General features: G+C 56.6%; 17 protein-coding genes and 1 tRNA gene. 7 read left to right on the top strand and 11 right to left on the bottom strand.

Annotation, left to right across the window (positions count from 1 at the left end):
- The first annotated feature begins 3 nt into the window (after window positions 1-3).
- Entirely contained in the window at window positions 4-324 is a 321-nt protein-coding gene (trxA, locus tag BQ8290_RS13300) for a thioredoxin (RefSeq protein WP_108791078.1), read from the top strand.
- Here the strand turns inward: trxA and BQ8290_RS15285 are convergent.
- From BQ8290_RS15285 to argJ, 3 genes are read right to left on the bottom strand one after another with little or no spacing between them, the layout of a single operon-like run.
- Complete coding sequence (locus BQ8290_RS15285; RefSeq protein WP_443112325.1) at window positions 321-662, bottom strand: SEC-C metal-binding domain-containing protein; 342 nt, start codon at window positions 660-662, stop codon at window positions 321-323. The genes trxA and BQ8290_RS15285 overlap by 4 nt on opposite strands.
- 17 nt (window positions 663-679) lie before the next feature.
- A complete protein-coding gene (locus tag BQ8290_RS13290) occupies window positions 680-1,483 on the bottom strand; it encodes an inositol monophosphatase family protein (protein WP_108791076.1) in 804 nt (267 codons plus the stop codon).
- Window positions 1,480-2,706, bottom strand: coding sequence for a bifunctional glutamate N-acetyltransferase/amino-acid acetyltransferase ArgJ (gene argJ, locus BQ8290_RS13285; protein ID WP_108791075.1), 1,227 nt, complete (start codon window positions 2,704-2,706; stop codon window positions 1,480-1,482). The genes BQ8290_RS13290 and argJ overlap by 4 nt, the downstream gene beginning before the upstream one ends.
- A 107-nt stretch (window positions 2,707-2,813) precedes the next feature.
- Between argJ and BQ8290_RS13280 the strand changes: the two genes are divergently transcribed.
- The 3 genes from BQ8290_RS13280 to BQ8290_RS13270 all read left to right on the top strand — a co-directional run bounded on the left by BQ8290_RS13280 (window position 2,814) and on the right by BQ8290_RS13270 (window position 6,769).
- Entirely contained in the window at window positions 2,814-3,089 is a 276-nt protein-coding gene (locus BQ8290_RS13280; RefSeq protein WP_108791072.1) for a hypothetical protein, read from the top strand.
- Between the two features lie 133 nt (window positions 3,090-3,222).
- Window positions 3,223-5,985 carry a preprotein translocase subunit SecA gene (secA, locus tag BQ8290_RS13275; RefSeq protein WP_108791070.1) on the top strand — a complete coding sequence of 921 codons (2,763 nt, stop codon included), beginning with the start codon at window positions 3,223-3,225 and terminating at the stop codon, window positions 5,983-5,985.
- A gap of 34 nt (window positions 5,986-6,019) precedes the next feature.
- Entirely contained in the window at window positions 6,020-6,769 is a 750-nt protein-coding gene (locus BQ8290_RS13270; protein WP_108791068.1) for a TSUP family transporter, read from the top strand.
- Between the two features lie 32 nt (window positions 6,770-6,801).
- Here the strand turns inward: BQ8290_RS13270 and BQ8290_RS13265 are convergent, their stop codons facing one another.
- From BQ8290_RS13265 to BQ8290_RS13255, 3 genes are all read right to left on the bottom strand, one after another.
- Window positions 6,802-7,212, bottom strand: a complete 411-nt coding sequence (locus BQ8290_RS13265) for a hypothetical protein (RefSeq protein ID WP_337661407.1) — start codon at window positions 7,210-7,212, stop codon at window positions 6,802-6,804.
- Between the two features lie 76 nt (window positions 7,213-7,288).
- Window positions 7,289-7,363, bottom strand: a tRNA-Asn gene (locus BQ8290_RS13260).
- Window positions 7,364-7,447: 84 nt separating this feature from the next.
- Window positions 7,448-8,284: an NAD kinase gene (locus BQ8290_RS13255; RefSeq protein WP_108791064.1), complete on the bottom strand. Its 837-nt coding sequence runs from the start codon at window positions 8,282-8,284 to the stop codon at window positions 7,448-7,450.
- 189 nt (window positions 8,285-8,473) lie between these two features.
- Between BQ8290_RS13255 and BQ8290_RS13250 the strand changes: the two genes are divergently transcribed.
- Window positions 8,474-9,340, top strand: coding sequence for an EAL domain-containing protein (locus BQ8290_RS13250; RefSeq protein WP_108791062.1), 867 nt, complete (start codon window positions 8,474-8,476; stop codon window positions 9,338-9,340).
- Between the two features lie 20 nt (window positions 9,341-9,360).
- Here BQ8290_RS13250 and BQ8290_RS13245 read toward each other — a convergent pair whose 3' ends face one another.
- From BQ8290_RS13245 to BQ8290_RS13235, 3 genes are all read right to left on the bottom strand, one after another.
- Entirely contained in the window at window positions 9,361-9,819 is a 459-nt protein-coding gene (locus BQ8290_RS13245; RefSeq protein ID WP_108791060.1) for a phosphatase domain-containing protein, read from the bottom strand.
- A gap of 10 nt (window positions 9,820-9,829) precedes the next feature.
- Complete coding sequence (gene mfd / locus BQ8290_RS13240) at window positions 9,830-13,312, bottom strand: transcription-repair coupling factor (RefSeq protein WP_108791059.1); 3,483 nt, start codon at window positions 13,310-13,312, stop codon at window positions 9,830-9,832.
- Window positions 13,313-13,376: 64 nt separating this feature from the next.
- Window positions 13,377-13,655 (bottom strand): succinate dehydrogenase assembly factor 2, encoded by a 279-nt coding sequence (locus BQ8290_RS13235; RefSeq protein ID WP_108791057.1) that lies wholly within the window; start codon window positions 13,653-13,655, stop codon window positions 13,377-13,379.
- A gap of 93 nt (window positions 13,656-13,748) precedes the next feature.
- On the opposite strand from BQ8290_RS13235, the gene recG reads away from it, so the two are divergent.
- A complete protein-coding gene (gene recG, locus BQ8290_RS13230; protein ID WP_108791055.1) occupies window positions 13,749-15,824 on the top strand; it encodes an ATP-dependent DNA helicase RecG in 2,076 nt (691 codons plus the stop codon).
- Window positions 15,825-15,830: 6 nt separating this feature from the next.
- Here the strand turns inward: recG and BQ8290_RS13225 are convergent, their stop codons facing one another.
- The gene (locus BQ8290_RS13225; protein ID WP_108791053.1) at window positions 15,831-16,328 is read right to left on the bottom strand and encodes an arsenate reductase/protein-tyrosine-phosphatase family protein; all 498 of its coding nucleotides are present in this window, start codon (window positions 16,326-16,328) and stop codon (window positions 15,831-15,833) included.
- A 68-nt stretch (window positions 16,329-16,396) separates the two neighbouring features.
- Between BQ8290_RS13225 and BQ8290_RS13220 the strand changes: the two genes are divergently transcribed.
- On the top strand, window positions 16,397-18,163 hold the full coding sequence (locus BQ8290_RS13220; RefSeq protein WP_108792412.1) for a DUF885 family protein: 1,767 nt from the start codon (window positions 16,397-16,399) through the stop codon (window positions 18,161-18,163).
- Here the strand turns inward: BQ8290_RS13220 and BQ8290_RS13215 are convergent.
- Window positions 18,160-19,464, bottom strand: coding sequence for an AarF/UbiB family protein (locus BQ8290_RS13215; RefSeq protein ID WP_108792410.1), 1,305 nt, complete (start codon window positions 19,462-19,464; stop codon window positions 18,160-18,162). The genes BQ8290_RS13220 and BQ8290_RS13215 overlap by 4 nt on opposite strands.
- Window positions 19,465-19,633 lie beyond the last annotated feature (169 nt).

The raw sequence follows: 19,633 nt of genomic DNA, 5'->3' as shown, positions 1-19,633 counted from the left end.
GTCATGGCCACTGTCAACGTCACCGATGAGAATTTCAAAACCGACGTACTGGAAAGCGACAAACCCGTTTTGGTCGATTTTTGGGCCGAATGGTGCGGACCATGCAAACGCCTTGCACCGGCGCTTGAAGAGATCAGCGAAGAATTGGGCGAAGCCGTCACAATTGCGAAAATGGACATCATGGAAAACACCGGCGTGCCAGCGGATATGGGTGTTCAATCCATTCCATTGATGGTTCTTTTCAAGAACGGCGAGCCGGTTTCGCGCAAATTGGGCATGGCCCCGAAAAGCGAGCTTAAGGAATGGCTCGAAAGCGAAATCTAATGAATTGGGGGCGCCGGTGATCGGCGCCCCTTTTTCTTATCGCCAATAATCGTGCCGTTCCGATCCATCGAAAGCGGCCTGATTTGAGGCAACATTTCTTGAAAGCTCTTCCCCGAATGACAGGGGCACGGATCGTTCCGGCCGAGCTTTTCGATCAGCTCTTTATCCCCGCCAACAAATCGCAAACCGCGCTTTACATGCGTTTCGGATGGATAGCCCCTACGGCGTTTAGATGTACGCTCGAAAGCAGGGGAGCTCGGTGAGGTCGTTGGTTTTATGAGCCATGATAGCCTCCTCTTGATAGGTCTTCGATGGTGAAGACGCAGCGCAGCTATCACAATTTCCCCCGCGCCGCCTATTTTAGGACGCGTGCGACAAATTCATCCCAGATTTTTGGACAAGATGCGCCGACAAGGCCGGGCAGGCCGTGTTCGTCGACACGATATTCGCTGCCGTCCAAACGCGCCGCTTTCCCGCCCGCTTCGTTCAGCCACAGAACGCCAGCGGCGTGATCCCATGCCAATGTCCGCTTAAAACTCGACACGTCGTTTATTCCCAATGCCAAACGCGGATATTGTTCCGCCGCACAGCGCGGAATGTCGACCAAGCTGTAATGCGGTGCAATTTTGGCATCCACCATTGCATTTTGCTCTTCGGTTAAGAACGTTCTGGCGATCGCGGTGATTGGGGGCGTCTGGCCCGTGGTTTTCGCGGTGATCCGTTCGCCATTCACAAACGCGCCTTCGCCGGCCTTTGTGTGGCACAAACGATCGGTGATTGGGTCATACATCCATCCCGCAACCGCCTTTCCCCCGTCGGCAAGGGCGATGATGATCCCGAACGGTTCTTTGCCTTCAGTGAAATTCGCTGTCCCATCAAGCGGGTCTATGATCCAGCATTGCTCAGACAAGTGATCAAGGACGGATTTGTCTTCGGCCACCGCCTCTTCGCCAACGATGGCAACGCCGGGAGACAGTTTGGTCAAGGCTTCGGTTAAGAACGCTTCGACTTCGCGATCGACCACGGTGACGGGATCATCGACGCCCTTCATCTCGATCTCGTCGTCGGCCAGCGCCTGAAAACGCGGCAACATCGAACCGCGCGCGGCAAAGCGCATCAAGTCCCGGATTTCGGCGTCTAACGCACTAAGCTCACTCATGATCTGTAATCCGCATTGATGGAGATGTATCCGTGGGTCAGGTCGCATGTCCACACGGTCGATTGTCCGTCGCCCATGCCCATATCCACGGCCAAATCGATGTCGTCCCCCTGTAAATGTTGGGCCACGGGGGCTTCGTCGTAGTCTTCGACTGGAACGCCATTGCGCGCGGCCCAGACGCCGCCAAAAGCGATGGACAGCTTGTCCCGATCCGCCGGTTCGCCCGCTTTGCCCACGGCCATCACAACGCGGCCCCAATTTGCATCGGCTCCAGCGATAGCGGTTTTGACCAAGGGTGAGTTGGCCACGGCCAATCCCACGCGGCGCGCGCTGCCATTGTCGACCGCGCCCGACACTCTGATCGCAATGAATTTTGTCGCCCCTTCGCCATCGCGCACGACCAATTGCGCCAGTTGCCGGGTGATGTCAGTCAGCGCCGCAGCAAAGGCATCCGCGCCGGGGCTGTCCCAACCGGTAATCGTCGCATGATCCGCTTTCCCGGTGGCAAAGGCCAGGACGGTGTCGCTGGTCGAGGTGTCGCCATCAACGGTGATGCAGCTAAAGGTTTGCAAGTTCGCTTGTGACAGCAATTCTTGCAAGAAATCGGGTGCGACCCGCGCATCGGTGAAAATATAGCCCAGCATGGTGGCCATATCGGGGGCGATCATGCCGGACCCCTTGATGATCCCGCATAATTCGACGCGGGTGTCCCCAATCATTGCGGCGCAATGCGCGCCCTTCGCAAATGTGTCGGTTGTGGCGATGGCGTCCGCTGCGTCTTCCCATCCGCATAGATCGGCGCTCAACGCGGCGGCGACGCCTGCGCGGGCCTTATCCTTGGGTAGGGGGACGCCGATCACCCCGGTCGATGACACCAGAACGTCGTATGGATCACAATTCAACGCGTCACCAACTTGCGCCATGATCTCTTCAACCGCTTCGCGCCCGCGATACCCGGTGAAGGCGTTGGAATTGCCTGCATTCACGATCAAAGCGCGCGCCGTCCCGCGCTTCACTTGTTCGCGGCCCATTTCGACTTCGGTCGATGCACAGGCGCTTTGCGTGAATACGCCCGCCACGCTGGTGTCTGCATCAACCTTGATAAAGGTCAAATCGGCGCGATCCCATTCTTTGTAGTGGGCCCGCGCCACGCGCAATTCTACGCCGGCGATCGTAGGCATATCGGGAAATGGGCAGGCAAGGGGGGATTGAGTGAGTTCCATATCAGTGCCCCGTAATGCGGTTAACGCCGCGCTGCAATTGCGGCTTTGTTGGCGGTGGGAAAGCCGGTAGACGTCTAGGCCAAAATAGCGTAACCGACTTTCCCAATATGCGTCGTCAATTAATCACTCTCTTTGCGCTTTTCACCGGGCTCGCTGCGCTTCACGCGCCGGCGCAGGCTTCGGCTTTGGAATCGCTTGTGTTTGATGCGCGCGCATTTGCACGGGCCAATGATACCGCGACCAGCGTAAGCTGTCAGTGTCAGCATCCGCCCAGAGAGGGCACGGCCAAATGCCCATCGCGAGACCGGCAACGCGCCCCTGCGCGCCTGCCCAATTCTCTTCGTCCAACGATCGTATTCGGAAGCGAACGCGCGCTAGAGTAGCGACCCGTAAAGCTTTTCTATCGTAACGCGCCGGTGCAACCGCGCGAACCTCTATTACATTGTGAACACACCGTAAGGCCCCGCACTGCGTGGGCTATGCGCGTTTTAAACAACACCCAAAGGCATCGTCCCCATGTTCGATAAACTCGTCAAAACTGTCTTCGGCTCTTCGAATGATCGTTACGTTAAATCGCTCGGCAAGACCGTTGAAAAGGTCAATGCGCTAGAGCCGATGATCAAGGAATTGTCCGACGAAGCGCTGCAGGCACAAACCAACAAATTCCGTGAACAATTGGACGCGGGCAGCACGCTTGACGACATTCTGCCCGAAGCGTTCGCGACCGTGCGCGAGGCATCGACCCGCGTTTTGGGCATGCGCCATTTCGATACCCAGTTGATCGGCGGTATCGTCCTTCATCGCGGCGAAATTTCGGAAATGCGCACCGGCGAAGGCAAAACGCTGGTCGCGACGCTTGCCACATATCTCAACGCGATTGAGGGCAAGGGCGTGCACGTTGTGACCGTCAACGACTATTTGGCGCGCCGCGATGCGGAATGGATGGGGCAATTGTACACGTGGCTTGGCCTGACCGTCGGCGTGATCGTTCCGAATATGCCGGAAAACACCAAACGCGATGCCTACAATGCCGACATTACATACGGCACCAACAACGAATTTGGCTTCGACTATCTGCGCGACAATATGAAGCATGAGCGCAGCCAAATGGCACAGCGCCCATTCAATTTCGCGATCGTCGATGAGGTGGATTCGATCTTGATCGATGAGGCGCGCACGCCATTGATCATCTCTGGACCAACAGAAGATAAGTCTGATCTGTACATCAAATTGGACGAGGTCGCGAAAGAGATCCCCGAAGATTGGTACGAAAAGGATGAGAAAACCAAGAACATCCAGTTGACCGAAGACGGGCTGGAATCGGTTGAAAAGATGCTGATCGATAAGGGGCTCTTGGAAACCGACAACCTGTATGACGTTGAAAACACACAGGTCGTGCATCACTTGGACCAAGCTTTGAAAGCGGTCCACATGTTCAAACGCGATGACAATTACATCGTGAAGGACGGCAAGGTTGTCATCATTGATGAATTCACCGGCCGGATGATGGATGGTCGCCGTTGGTCAAACGGTTTGCACCAAGCGACTGAAGCCAAAGAAGGCGTCAAGATCGAGCCCGAAAACCAGACGATGGCGTCGATCACGTTCCAAAACTATTTCCGTATGTACCCAAAGCTTGCCGGAATGACCGGCACCGCGGCCACCGAAGCGGCCGAATTTTGGGATATCTACAAAGTGCATGTGGTCGAGATTCCGACCAACCTGCCGGTTCAACGCGTCGATGAAGAAGACGAGTTTTACAAAAACACGGTCGACAAGTTTCAGGCAATCGCAAAAGCGATCGCTGAGAAATCTGCGCTTGGTCAACCGATTTTGGTTGGCACAGTGTCGATCGAAAAATCTGAAATGTTGAGCCAGTTCCTCGACAAAGAGGGCGTCAAACACGAAATTCTGAACGCTCGCCAACACGAACGCGAAGCGCACATCGTGGCGCAGGCGGGCCGTCTTGGCGCGGTGACCATTGCCACCAACATGGCCGGTCGCGGTACCGATATTCAATTGGGCGGAAATCTCGATTTCCGGATCGATGATGAATGCGGTGCAATGGAAGATGGATTGGCGAAAGACGCCGCAATCACTAAGATTAAAGAAGAGGTTGCGGCAGAAAAGCAGAAAGTGCTTGAGGCGGGCGGCCTGTTTGTTTTGGGAACGGAACGGCATGAATCACGCCGGATCGACAACCAACTTCGCGGGCGTTCCGGTCGTCAGGGTGATCCGGGTCTTTCGCGGTTCTATCTCTGTCTCGAAGACGATCTTTTGCGCATTTTTGGCCCTGACACTTTGTTCGCCAAGATGATGAATTCGAACCTCGAAGACGGCGAAGCGATTGGGTCCAAATGGCTTTCAAAAGCGATTGAGACCGCGCAGAAGAAGGTGGAATCGCGCAATTACGACACGCGTAAGCAAGTCGTTCAATACGATGATGTGATGAATGACCAACGCAAGGTCATCTATGAACAACGCGCCGAAATCATGGACAGCGAAGCGGTCGATGATGTGGTCGTGGATATGCGCCACGATTCAATCAACGCGATCATCAACAGCACGTGTCCGCCGGGCACCTATCCTGAACAATGGGACGTCGAAGGGCTTAGGGAAAAGCTGGAAGATGTCTTTGGTTTAACGCCGCCGCTCGACGAATGGCTTCAGGAAGATCAGGTTGAGCAGGAATTCATCGAAGATCGGATTGTGAAACAAACCGATGAAATGATGGAAGCCAAGATGGCCAAGAACGATTCCGGCATCTGGCGGATGGTCGAAAAAGATATCCTGCTGCGACAGCTCGACAACCACTGGAAAGAACACCTCGCAACGTTGGATGCCCTGCGTCAGGTCATCTGGATGCGCGGCATCGCCCAAAAACAGCCGATCAATGAATACAAACAGGAAGCGTTTGGATTGTTCGAAGGGATGTTGGATACGCTGCGTGAGGAAGTCACGAAGCTGTTGTTCAAATCCGAACTGCGCATCGCACAGCCTGAGCCGGAGGCGCTCCCTGATCTGCCCGATTTTCTGACGGGTCATATCGATCCGCTTACCGGGTTGGAGAATTCCAACGACGGTGACGGGTCGGCGGAACGTCCAGAATTGTTTGGATCGCTTGCGGGTAGCCCACGGGCAGCATCGGGACCGGGCGGTGCGAACACCGACAACCCGTACGCGAATTTGCCCGTTAGCCGGAATGCACCGTGCCCATGTGGTTCGGGCAACAAGTATAAGCATTGCCATGGGGCCGCTGGCGCCAAACAAACTGTGTAATGCAAAAAGCCAGGGTGAGGGCGCAGAGTAAGCAATGCCGCTAATCGTTCTCCTCACCTTCGGCTTTTTCGTCGCGGCGTTGCTCTATGCCAGCGTCGGGTTCGGCGGCGGATCCACGTATCTTGCCTTGTTGGCGCTATCGGGGCTCGATTACCGCGTGCTGCCGATGGTGGCGCTCGCCTGCAACATCGTGGTGGTTGCAGGAGGCACTGTGCGGTTTGCCCGCGCAAAGATGACCCCGTGGAAAGGCGCGCTTGTTCTGACAGTTGTGGCGGCCCCAGCGGCGTTTCTGGGCGGTCTCGTTCCGATCGATCGCGACGCGTTTCTTTTGATGCTTGGCGTCAGTTTGGTCCTTACCGGGGTCACATTGTTGATCCCGGTGCGTGAAGAAACGGTGGGAGAACGATCCAGCCTCGCGAAATTCCTGCCTGTAGCGGCCGCACCATTGGGTTTTGTCGCCGGATTGGTGGGTATTGGCGGCGGCATCTTTCTTGCCCCGCTTTTGCATCTAACGCGTTGGGACAATGCCCGCGCGATCGCGGCCACGGCCAGTGTATTCATTCTTATCAATTCGATGTTTGGATTGGCCGGGCAATTGTTGAAACACGGCCCAACGATGTTCGGCGGCGCAATGGCAGAGGCATTGCCCTTGCTGATTGCCGTGGTGATTGGCGGTCAAATTGGAAGCCTGATGGCGGTGAAATTCCTACCGCAACGCTGGATCAGATGGGTGACCGCGATTTTGGTCGCGGTCGTAGGGGCCCGGTTGCTTTTCGAAGTGTAATGCACCCCGTCACCAGACCCCATGTCCGATATTTAAGTATCCACTTCGGTGAAGTATGCGCCGGCCATATCGTCGTCGGCCAACCGTTCGCAGGTCCGTTTCATCCGCCGGTTGAAACGCACGACATGATCGCGTGAATGCGACATGCGCTGTGCAGTGTTGAACTGTTCTTGGACATACTCGTATTCGCGGGCGATTTCTTGATCGAGCCGCGCACGCGCATCGGCGCGTTCCATACCCTGAGTCACCGCCAGTTCGACCGCTCTGTCTGACCATCCGTTGATGCCGGCGTCATCGACTTCAAAATCGTGTTGACGACACGTCTGCGCCATTGCGACGACATCGGCGATTTTCTCAAATTGCTTTTCGGTGTCACGATCCAGATCACCGCTTGCCATCAGAATGAGCAAAGGTGTGGTCGCGAGTAAGGCTCCAAACGTCATGGAATTCTCCCATTGAAAAACAGTCCCATGGCAGAAGTACCACCATCGGAGCCCGTTTGTCTAAATTAGAAGAAAATGGCTCCCCGAGTTGGATTCGAACCAACGACCAAGTGATTAACAGTCACCTACTCTACCGCTGAGCTATCGGGGAACATCACTCGATCTGTCTGCCGAGTGCGAGGGGCGCGTATATGATTCGTGCGCGCGCAATGCAAGAGGGTTTTGTGCGAAATCTTCAATCCACCGCAAACTGTTCTGCAACAATGCGATCTGCGAGCGATTGGCCTGGGTCAAACAGCAATTCCAATTCCAAATCATGGGCGATTTCGATCGAAACTTCGGCAATGTCGCGCAATTCCTTTTGATCGGCCACCGCCGCAATTGGGCGTTTCGCCGGTTCGAGGACGCGAAACTTGATCGGCATTTCATCCGGCAGGATCGCCCCGCGCCACCGCCGCGGTCGGAACGGGCTGATGGGGGTGAGGGCAAGCATACCGCTGTCTAAGGGTAGGATTGGCCCGTTGGCGGAAAGATTGTACGCGGTTGATCCGGCCGGCGTCGCGACCAGAACGCCGTCTCCAACCAATTCTTCGATCCGAACGCGGCTGCCCACGGTAATCTCGATCTTTGCGGTTTGCCGCGTTTCCCTGAGCAGCGACAATTCATTGATGGCGTTCATTGTGTGCTGTTCGCCGTCCTGGGTCGTTGCGGTGATGCGCAGGGGTGCAATTGTCTTGCCCCGCGCTTTGTTCAAACGCGACATCACGGCCGAGCGTTTGTTGAACCGGTTCATAAGGAAACCAACAGTGCCAAGATTCATGCCGTAGGCGGGGATGACGCGTCCGCTATCCAACATCGAATGGAGCGTTTGCAGCATAAAACCGTCACCGCCCAATACGATCGCGGCCTCCGCGTCGTGCAGGGCGCACCAATCGCGTTCCGCCCAAAGCATCGAAAATGCCTCTTGCGCGCGCGGAGTTTCCGACGCGAGCAATGCGACTTTTTCAAACGGACGGTCGTATACTTTGCCCGATTCCGCCGTTGGATCAGCCTGTGTCGGCGTGTTCCCCATTTAAATTCTCCCCATTCGCCGCCGTGCAATAGCCATCGCTGCGCGCGTTGCGCAGTCATGTTCATTGATTGTTGCGGCGCGCCCCCCATTTTGACGCGGTTGATTTCGTGACTTATCCTGATGTTCCAAATCTGGTCGGATTGCAATTGGAAGGCGCAATGCAATCAAACTGGGTCTAAGGCGAAAACTATGACCGACGCATCATCATCTGGCTCCGGCCTAAGAACCGGAACGCTGCCGACTTCGTTGCGGGGGCCCGTGCGCGGGAATTTCCCCGGCGTGAAAGCGGCCGCATTGGAAACGGATTTGTTGCGCGCGCTTGACCGGCGCGAGATCGAAGTTTTGTTTCAACCACAATTTTCGTGCCGCACCGGCGCGGTTGTTGGGGCCGAAGCATTGGCCCGTTGGCAGCACCCGACACTGGGCGAAATCGGCGCGCGCGATTTGTTTGCGATCGCCGAACGCGCGGCCTTGGTGGCGCCTTTGTCCCGGCATGTTGTGGCACGCGCCTTGGAAGATGCGGGCAATTGGCCCGAAGAATTGACCTTATCTTTGAACATCACGCCCGAAGAGATGGGCGACACGCGATTTGCCGCCGATTTCGCAGAATTGATCAGCAAGAGCACCATCGCACCGGCGCGACTGATGTTGGAGATCACAGAAGACCTGCTGCTCAGAAACCTTGAACAAGCGGCTGCGGCGTTGAACGCTCTTCGAGGCTTGGGCTTCCGAACAGCGCTTGATGATTTTGGCGCAGGCTTCTGCAATTTTCGATATCTGCGCGAATTGCCGCTCGACGCGATCAAGCTTGATAAGATCATGGTCGATGACGTCCCCGGCGATGCAAAGGCGGTGGCTGTGCTGCGGGCGATTATGGCGCTGGGTAAGGCGCTGGAACTGGATATCTACGCAGAGGGCGTGGAGAGCGACGTCCAACGCGCTGCGATCATCGCGGAAGGGTGTGACTATTGGCAGGGTTTCCTGCGCGCACAACCGATGAAAAGCGAAGGCGTGCTTGCCCTATCACGGACGGCACGCGGACGCGGGCACGGGTAATTAGGCGACCCAATCCGCTGCTAAAAATCGCCCACATCGCATTGCAAACACGTAATGCCTCTGCGCCGCCACATATCGACCACTTGTTGCCGATCATCGACGGTGAATTGAATGGCCAATCCTTCGGCTAAGAGCGCATCGAGCAGCTCTTCTTTGATGATATGATCGGCTCTGTTGTCTTTGTCTTTGCGCATCAACAGGCGCCCAAATGGCAACTCGTTCCAGGAAAACCATTGTTCGGTCAATTTTCGGAACCGTTCGTTCCGACCAGTGACCAAGATCACTTCAAATTCAGGTGACGCCCAAAGCGTCTTGTACAACGATACGACCGGTTCGTTGGGAGTGTCGTCTCCCATCGCATCGTTAAAGGCTTTCCAATCGGGGGAGGGGCCATCCAGAAAAGGTCGGCGATGGGCGATGTCTGCCAGGGTACCATCGATGTCGAACAGGACGGCTTTAGCAGGATGAGGACTATTCACTTCGATGCTCTCACAATTTCGCTTTCGCTGCCTTGCGCGCGATGCCTGACAGCCCCTTGGTCAATTGGAACAGGCCGTTGAGGCGGCTTTGAGGATCGCTCCATGCGCGGTTGATGACCAGCTTCATATCTGGGCGCAGTTTCGCGGATTCTTTGAGTCGGTCGACATAGGCGATGAGGCCGGGGCCGTCGGGGAAGTCATCCTTGTGGAAGGTGACCAAAGTCCCGCGCGCGCCCACATCAATTTTTGCGATGTTGGCGATAATCGCCTGATGCTTGATCTCGATCAGACGCACGAGGTTCTTTGTCGGCTCCGGTAGATCGCCAAAGCGGTCGATCATTTCAGCGGCCAGACTTTCAATCTCGGCCTTGTCGGCGGCTTGGTTGAGGCGACGGTACAGCGCCATGCGTACGGCAAGATCGGGCACATATTCTTCGGGGATCATGATCGGCGCATCAACGGTGATCTGCGGCGAGAACGCGTCTTTCGCCTTCTCCAGCCCCATTTCGCCCGCTTTTGCCGCAAGGATCGCGTCTTCGAGCATGGATTGATACAGTTCGAAGCCAACCTCGCGGATGTGGCCCGATTGTTCATCACCCAACAGATTGCCTGCACCGCGAATGTCGAGATCGTGACTGGCCAATTGGAAGCCAGCACCGAGCGAATCCAGATCGCTGAGAACCTTGAGGCGTTTCTCCGCAATCTCGGAAAGCTGCACGTCCTTTTCGTAGGTGAGATAGGCGTATGCGCGCAGTTTCGATCGGCCCACGCGGCCGCGCAATTGATAAAGCTGTGCCAAGCCAAAGCGGTCGGCACGGTGGATGATGATCGTGTTGGCCGAAGGCAGGTCGAGGCCGCTTTCCACGATGGTGGTGGACAGCAGGACTTCGTACTTGCCATCGTAAAACGCGCTCATCCGTTCTTCGATTTCGCCCGCGCCCATTTGGCCGTGCGCGGAGATCGGCTTTACCTCGGGCACATTTTCACGCAGCCATTCTTCGACTTCGGCCATATCCGAAATTCGCGGGACAACGATGAAACTTTGGCCGCCGCGATGGTGTTCGCGCAGCAAAGCTTCGCGCATGACCATATCATCCCATTCCATGACATAAGTCCGCACCGCCAACCGATCGACCGGCGGAGTTTGGATGGTTGATAGCTCGCGCAGCCCCGTCATCGCCATCTGCAATGTGCGCGGGATAGGAGTCGCGGTTAGGGTCAACATATGCACGTCAGAACGCAGCTGTTTCAGCTTTTCCTTATGCGTCACACCAAACCGTTGTTCTTCATCCACGATCACAAGGCCGAGGTTTTTGAATTCGGTGGATTTGGAAAGGATCGCGTGAGTGCCCACAACGAGATCCACGGTTCCATCGGCAAGCCCATCGCGCGTTTCGGCGGCCTCTTTTGATGAGACTAGGCGCGATAGCCGTCCGACTTTCAATGGGAAGCCGGCGAAGCGTTCGGCAAAATTTTGATAATGTTGACGGGCAAGCAGAGTTGTCGGCGCGACGATGGCGACTTGTTGACCGTTCATCGCGGCAACGAAAGCTGCGCGCAAGGCGACTTCGGTTTTGCCAAAGCCAACATCGCCGCAGACAAGCCGGTCCATCGGTCTTCCGCTTTCCAAATCGCGCAGCACATCGGCAATGGCGGCGTCTTGGTCGTCGGTTTCTTCCCATGGGAAACGATCAACGAATTGGTTGTAGCTGGCCTCTTCCGCTTCGAAGACGGGCGCTTTTTTCAACGCGCGCTCTGCCGCGACTTTCATCAATTCACCTGCAATCGCGGTGATGCGCTCTTTCAGTTTCGCCCGGCGTTTCTGCCACGCCTCACCGCCAAGTCGGTCGAGCATGACGGCATCCTCGGATGAGCCATAGCGCGACAGAACGTCGATGTTTTCAACCGGGATGAACAATTTGTCGCCGCCGCGATATTCCAACGCGACACAATCATGCTGGCTTTTGCCGACAGGGACAGGGTCAAGGCCGAGATACTTGCCAATGCCGTGTTCGACATGGACGACCAAATCGCCCTTCGCCAGGGCCTGAAGTTCGGCGAGAAATGCGTCGGAATCCTTGCGCTTCTTCTTACGCCGCACCAACCGATCGCCCAAAACATCCTGTTCAGTCAGGATTTCCAGATCGTCATTGGCAAAACCCGCCTCAAGCGGGAGGACCATCGCGGCGGTTTTTCCTTTGGCGGATAAGCCCAAGGCCTCCTGCCAACTGTCGGCAAGGATCGCGGGTGCGCCCGCTTCTTCCAAGATGGAGGCGATGCGTGAACGGCTGCCGGTGGAATAGGCTGCGAACAAAGGCTTGCGTCCCGATTTTGCGATGCCCGCAAGGTGTTTGGCCGCGGCGTCGTAGACATTGTCACCACGGGCGCGTTCCGGTGTGAAATCGCGCGCCGCCTTAAACCCAAAATCGATATTGGTGTCGCCGTTGGGGGCGGCGAATACGCTGGCGCGGTGGGCCGGAGCGTCTTTTATGGCGGTGTTGAATTCGTCTTGCCCAACATAGAGCGCGTCTTGCGCCAAGGGGCGATAGCTGCCGGTTTTCTCGCTCGCGGTGCGGCCGCGTTGTTCGTGATAATCGGATATATCGGAAAGCCGTTCTTCGGCTGCACCCAATGCGGATTGATCGATCACCACCAAATCATCTTTGCCCAGATGATCGAAGAGAGTGCTCAAATTCTCTTCAAACAGCGGCAACCAATGTTCCATTCCCGCCAAACGCCGCCCATCGCTGACGGCTTCGTATAAAGGGTCTTGGGTTGCGGTCGCGCCGAACAATTCGCGATAGCGAGAACGGAACCGTTTGATGCTGTCTTCGTCCAGCAGCGCCTCTGAAGCCGGCAGGAGCAGGTGGGAATCCAGTCGTCCTGTAGATCGCTGTGTCGAGGTGTCGAACAGGCGCAGGCTTTCCAATTCATCGCCAAAGAAGTCGAGCCGCAATCCTTCGTCGAGCGAGGATGGAAAAATATCGACGATGGACCCGCGCACCGCAAATTCGCCGTGATCAATAACTGTGTCGGTGCGCGAATATCCTTGCCGCGTTAGCAGGGCGGCAAGGCTGTCATGGCCAATGGTCATGCCCGGTTTGAATTCGCGCACGCTTTCGCGAATGCGGAATGGGGTGAGCACGCGTTGCAGGGCGGCGTTCACCGTGGTGACCAACAATTGCGAACCCGACGATGGGCGCTGCAATCGGAACAGAGCGGAAAGGCGGGCCGCACTCACCGTCAAAGCGGGGCTGGCGCGATCGTAGGGCAAGCAATCCCACGCCGGCAATTCGAGCACTTCCACCTCAGGAGCGACAAACCGCGCGGCTTCGGCAACACTGCGCATAGCGGCATCGTCGGGCGCGATGAAAACCGCCCGCTTGTTCGCTGCGCGCGCCAGATCGGTGAGCACAAGCGGTTGCGCCCCGCGTGGCAGCGAGGAAAGGGTGAGCGGAGCGCTCGCGGAAAGGATGCGATTGAGGTCTGGCATATCTGTTTATTTCAAAGGCGGATCGCGCAAGAGCGTTCCCGCATCCCGCAAAAGAAAAGCGGCCCTAGCTTGGGATGTCGACGTAGTCGAGTTTCTGCATTTTTTCGATCAGCTCGCCTTGAAACTTGGGCGGCACATCCTGTGTCTGTAGGCCCCATGCCATGATGTCGACATCGTCTTCGGCCAGCAAATCTTCGAACCAATTCATTTCGGCGTCACCCCACGTGGCATGGTAGCGATCAAAGAACCCGCCGATCATGTAATCTGCCTCTCGCGTGCCGCGATGCCAGCTGCGAAATTTGGCGCGGGCTAGGCGGGTTTCTAAGGTGGGCATATCGTTCATAACGGATGTCTTCGCAGTTTGAGCGTCTGTGACAGGGGTAAAATGGCGGTAAGGCACTCGCAGAACAGGCGCAACCGGGTATAGGGTGTGGTGATGCGTCCCGAAATTCTCAACACGATCTTTGCGGAAAGCCAAACGCTGGACGGCGTGGGCCCAAAAATGGCGAAGCCGCTAGAAAAGCTGGGCCTGACCCGGATCAAGGATATCGCGTATCACCTGCCGGAACGGTTTGTTTCGCGCCGCGCGATTGCCAACTTGGACGAAGGTGCGGAGGGTGAGCAGGTGATTATCGCGTTGACCGCGACTGAACACCGCGCGCCCTACAATCCGGGACGGGGCCCGTATCGGGTGATGGCACAGGATGAGGCGGGCAACATATGCGCGCTGACCTATTTCGGGCGCGCGTCCTACACCGCGAAAAAGCAATTGCCCGTCGGGGAAAAGCGGTGGGTCGCCGGGCGGCTCGATCGGTATGGCGATATGCTGCAAATCGTCCACCCCGACCATGTCGAAACCGATTCCGCGGCGCATTTGGCCCGAATGAATGAACCGGTTTATGCCTTATCCGAAGGTTTAACACAGCCACGGATTGGCGCTCTGGTTGCCCAATCGATTGACCGATTGCCGACATTACCCGAATGGATAGAGCCCAGCCAATTCGACAAGTCCGGTTGGCCAAATTGGCGCGATGCGTTGTCACTTGCGCACAAAGACACCCATGAAAAGGCCCGCGACCGGTTGGCCTATGATGAATTGCTCGCCAACAGTTTGGCGTTGTTGATGGTGAAGGCCGAGGGCCGGCGTCGCCGGGGTCAACCTTTGATCGGCGATGGGCGATTGCGCGATCGGTTGAGTTTGCCGTTCGAAATGACCGGCGCGCAAAAACGATCGGTGACTGAGATTGAGGGCGACCTTCAACAGGAATCGCCCATGCTCCGCCTGCTTCAAGGGGATGTTGGTGCGGGAAAGACGGTCGTCGCGCTGGAAGCGATGTTGATCGCGAATGAGGCCGGGAAACAGGCGGCACTGTTGGCCCCGACCGAAATCCTCGCGCGGCAACATTTTGAAACACTGCGCAATATGGCCGCGCCTACTGGCGTCGAAGTGGCGCTGTTAACGGGCAGGGCGAAAGGCAAAGAGCGTGAAAGCATCCTGATGGGATTGCTTGATGGGTCGATTCATATTTTGGTCGGCACCCACGCCATTTTCCAAGACACGGTGAACTACAAAGACCTCGGCCTGGTTGTGATCGACGAACAGCATCGATTTGGGGTCGCTCAACGATTGGCTTTAGCAGGGAAGGGGCGGCGCGCGCCGCACACTTTGGCGATGACCGCAACGCCAATTCCACGCAGCCTAACTCTTGCCCAATATGGCGAAATGGATGTTAGCCGCTTGGACGAATTGCCGCCGGGACGTCAGGCAATCGACACCCGCGTGGTTGCGCAGGAACGCATGGACGATGTCGTCGCCGGGGTTGAACGCCATTTGGCCACTGGGCAACAGGCCTATTGGGTGTGCCCGATGGTGCGAGAGGCCAACGGTTCGTTCCAGACGGCCGACATCGCAGCAGCGGAGGCGCGCTATGCCGCCCTGCAAGAGCGTTTTGGCGACGCGGTTGTTATGGTCCACGGTCAGCTAAAGCCCGAAGTCAAAGACGCGAACATGGAACGGTTTGCCAGCGGCGGTGCGCAATTGTTGGTCGCAACGACCGTTATCGAAGTGGGTGTGGATGTGCCCGCCGCCACTCTCATGGTGATCGAACAGGCCGAACGGTTTGGTTTGGCGCAATTGCACCAATTGCGCGGCCGCGTTGGCCGGGGCAGCGAAAAGTCAGTGTGCTTGTTGCTGCGCGCAGCCGAATTGTCAGAGACCGGAAAACGGCGGCTCGCTTTGATGCGGGAAACACAGGATGGGTTTCGGATCGCCGAAGAGGATCTTGAACTGCGCGGCGGCGGCGAATTGTTGGGCACCAGACAATCGGGCGATGCGGCGTTTAGGATCGCGGATTTGGAACAGGTCCAAAAAATGCTTCCGATTGCGCATGCCGATGCGCGCATGTTGATCGATCATGACGGCGGCCTGACCAGCGAACGGGGCGAGGCGGCGCGTGTCTTGTTGTACTTGTTTGAACGCGATTGGGGTGTTCAATTGCTGCGCGGGGGATGAACGCGCTTAGAACTCGGCGTCAACGCCATCCCGTTTGAACCGCTCAATCAATGCGATTGCGGCCTCATTGACCAAATCCCAACACGCAACGAAACCTTCTTCATCGCCGTAATAGGGATCAGGGACGCTCGTGCCTTCTTTGCCTTCAACCGCGTCCAACAACATGGCGATCCGCGCGGTTGAATGACGCGGGGCGCGCGCCTTGATCCCGGCCATATTGGCACCATCGAGGGCGAAAATATGGGTGAAATCGGTAAAGTCTTGCGCCGTCAATTGGCGGCCGAACAAACCGCCAATGTCCACGCCGTTCGCCCGTGCAGTGGCGATGGCGCGCGGATCAGGAGTGTGGCCGATGTGATACGCGGCGGTGCCTACGGAATCTACGCGAATGTCCAGTCCCGCTTTGCGCGCTGCATCCGCCATCGCCCCTTGGGCCATCGGTGATCGACAGATATTGCCCAAGCAAACAAACAGAACAGAAATATTATTGTTTGGCGCTTCCATGATGCGCGCCTAATACTATCACTGACCGCGCGTTTTCAAGGCGCAAGATGTTGAAATGGAGTGGAATTATGATGCGCACATTTGTTTCGGGATTGATGCTTGCGACTTTGCCAATTGCGCCATTAATGGCTGGCCCAGTGGAAGATTACGAAACCTTGCGCGAAGAAGTGTGGCAATCCACCTTGGATTCATCTCCGACATTGGCAACCAGGGTCGGTGATCGGCGCGGCGATGGGCAATTGGGTGATTTGTCTCTCGATCAATATCAGACCGACATCAACGCTGCTCGAACATTTCGGCTTCGTTTGGATGCAATTGACCAAGCCGCCCTGCCGATTGACCTTCAGGTTGATTACGCGGTGCTTGTAAGCAGTTTGGACGATGCCATCGCCGCCAGTGAACACGACCAAACCAAATTCATCATGTTCACCAATCGCGGCGGGTGGTTCTCTGGCTTTGCATCGCTGCCTTATCGGTCGCCGTTCTTCACGCTGGCCGATTATCAAAGTTACGTGCAGCGTCTATCAGCGTTTGCGCGGGTCAATGCGCAAGGGCTAGAGCGCAGCCGCCAAGGGGTCGCCTTGGGATTGACGCAGCCGTGTGAGCCCATGATCGGGTTTGAAAACCGGATTGAACAACAATTGGTCGATGATGTTGCATCGTCCCCATTTTGGCAGCCATTTGCAGGCGGAAAACCCGGCGCGATTACTGATGTAGAATGGGAAGAGCTAAAAGGGGCGGCGCAATCGGCCATCGAAACTGAGGTTTTGCCTGCCTATCAAGAATTCCTCAATTTCTACAACGATGAATACGCGCCCAATTGCCGCAGCGGCACGCCGGGTATCCTCGCCACACCGGGTGGCGATGCCTATTACGAATATCGCGTGCGTAGCTTCACCACGACCGATATGACCCCGGATGAGGTGCACAATTTGGGCCTATCCGAAGTCGCCCGCATCCGCGCAGAAATGGTCGAAGTGGCCACCGGCGCCGGGTTTGAAACCCGCGCGGCGTTCATCGAACATCTGCGCACCGATCCGCAATATTACATGACCGACATTGACGAATATGTTGCGCATGTCGCGGCTCTGGCAAAGCATATTGATGGGTTTATGCCGCAATTGTTTGGACGGCTTCCGCGCCAACCCTACACCGTGGCCCCGATCCCTGCGCCCAATGCACCGGGCAACACCACCGCTTATTACGAGCCGGGTTCTTTGGAGACAGGCGCGGCGGGAATTTATCGGATCAACACGACTGAGTTGGATCAACGCCCCCTTTGGGAACTGCCCGCTCTTGGCGTTCATGAAGCGGTGCCGGGACACCACCATCAAATAGCCTTGCAGCAAGAGCTCGACATTCACCCGCTGCGCGCAAACGGAACCTACTTTACCGCATTTGTCGAAGGGTGGGGTCTTTATTCAGAGCGTCTGGGCATTGAAATGGGCCTGTACGATACGGCACCAAAACAAATGGGGCGGCTGTCCTATGAGATGTGGCGCGCGACCCGGTTGGTCGTCGACACCGGCCTGCATTCAAAAGGTTGGAGCAAAGAACAGGCGGTCGCTTATATGCTCGACAACACGGCCCTTTCGCCTGCCAATATCGATGCCGAAGTTAACCGGTATATGACATGGCCGGGTCAGGCGTTGGCGTACAAAATCGGTGAACTGAAAATCCGCGAATTGCGCAGCCGTGCGGAAGAAGCGTTGGGCGCGGCATTCGACCTGCGTGATTTCCACGATACCGTTCTGGAAAATGGGGCGATCCCACTTTCCGTGTTGGAAGCGCATGTTGACCGTTGGATCGCCGCGGAATTGGCCGCGGCCGATTAATCCGTTTTGACGGGGAAGGGCTGAGTGTCGCTTAGCACTTCCTCGATCATGCGGCGAACATTGACCTTTGCCTGAAGGCGGGCGCCCAACAAAGCGGTGCCGCTGACCTTGCGTTGCACAAATAGGGTTTCAATCGGGGGAAGGGTCCATGTTTCCTTATCCTGAGCGATGGCCATGCCTTCGTCTCGCAACAGTGGGACAAAGGCCCGGTCGCCAAAATCGAACGGCGCATCTTGGCTCATTTCGCCCAGAATGATGTCGATCATTCGGTTGACGCGATCGGGATATTTCTCCGCCACAATCGGGGCCATAAAACCTGCCTCGATCGCGGAGCTTAAAACCGCGTCTCGATCTCCTTTTAGCCCCGCATTCAGCATGGTACGATAGCCGTTGGCGACCGTGGGGTCGACCGCGCGGCAGGCTCCGAAATCCAACAAGACGATTTCGCCCGTTTCGCGCCGGTAGCGGAAATTGGCGAAGTTCGGATCGGTCTGCATCACGCCAAAATCGAACAACTCCCGCGCCACCAATCGCATCAATCGGGCCGTCACTTCATCGCGGCGTTCGTTCGGTTCGTTTTCCAATTCTTCAATGCTGACGCCGTCTTCGAAACTCATCGCGAGGATCGATCCGCGGGTTAGGCCTTCGTGCAATTGCGGCACAACAAAACCGGGGACCCCGTTGAGCTGTCTTTTGAACAGCGACATTTGCTCGCCTTCGCGGTGGTAGTCGGCCTCTTCGTGCAGTTGTTTTTTGGCCGCCACCAATAGCTTGTCGATTTCGAGTTCGGGCGGAGCAAATCCGGCGACCTTTAACAGGGTCATCACATTGTCGACATCGCTGTTGATGCTTTTGGCTACGCCGGGATATTGAACCTTGATCGCCAATTCCTGACCGTCGCGGGTCAAGGCCTTGTGAACTTGGCCGATCGATGCGGCGGCGATCGGGCGAGGGTTGAACCAACGAAACTGCTTGCGCCAATCATTGCCCCATTCCGCTTTGAGAACTTGGTCCAATTGCTTGGTCGGCATAAAATTCGCCTGATCGCGCAACGTCGCAAGAATCTTGGCGAGCTCTGGGGGTAGAAAATCGCCTGAATCGAGGCTGATCATTTGTCCCATCTTCATCGCCGCGCCGCGCAAATGGGCCAACCGATCGGTCATGCGTTGGACATTGCCGGGAGTTAGGATCAGGTCGCGCGCGGATAAAGGTTGGCCGCTCGTCAATCGTCGTGCGCCCTCCGCCGCCATGCCTCCGGCGACGCCGCCAACCAATCGTCCAAATGTACCGATGCGCGCCATGCGGCCCGACGGTACCGCTTTTTCGCGCGCTCTATCTTTCGATCTGTCGCGGCTGTTTTGACCCGACGTTTCATCGAATTCAGAAAAATCGTCGGTCAAATTGCGGGTGTTCCTTTACGCGCGGGGTTCGTTCAACAACGACACACCTGCCCGGGTGTTCCTGTGCTTT

The sequence above is a fragment of the Erythrobacter sp. Alg231-14 genome, assembly GCF_900149685.1.
In the GTDB taxonomy this organism is placed as follows: Bacteria; Pseudomonadota; Alphaproteobacteria; order Sphingomonadales; family Sphingomonadaceae; genus Erythrobacter.
Note: the sequence above shows the minus strand (reverse complement) of the source record. Positions and strands in the feature narration are given on the sequence as shown.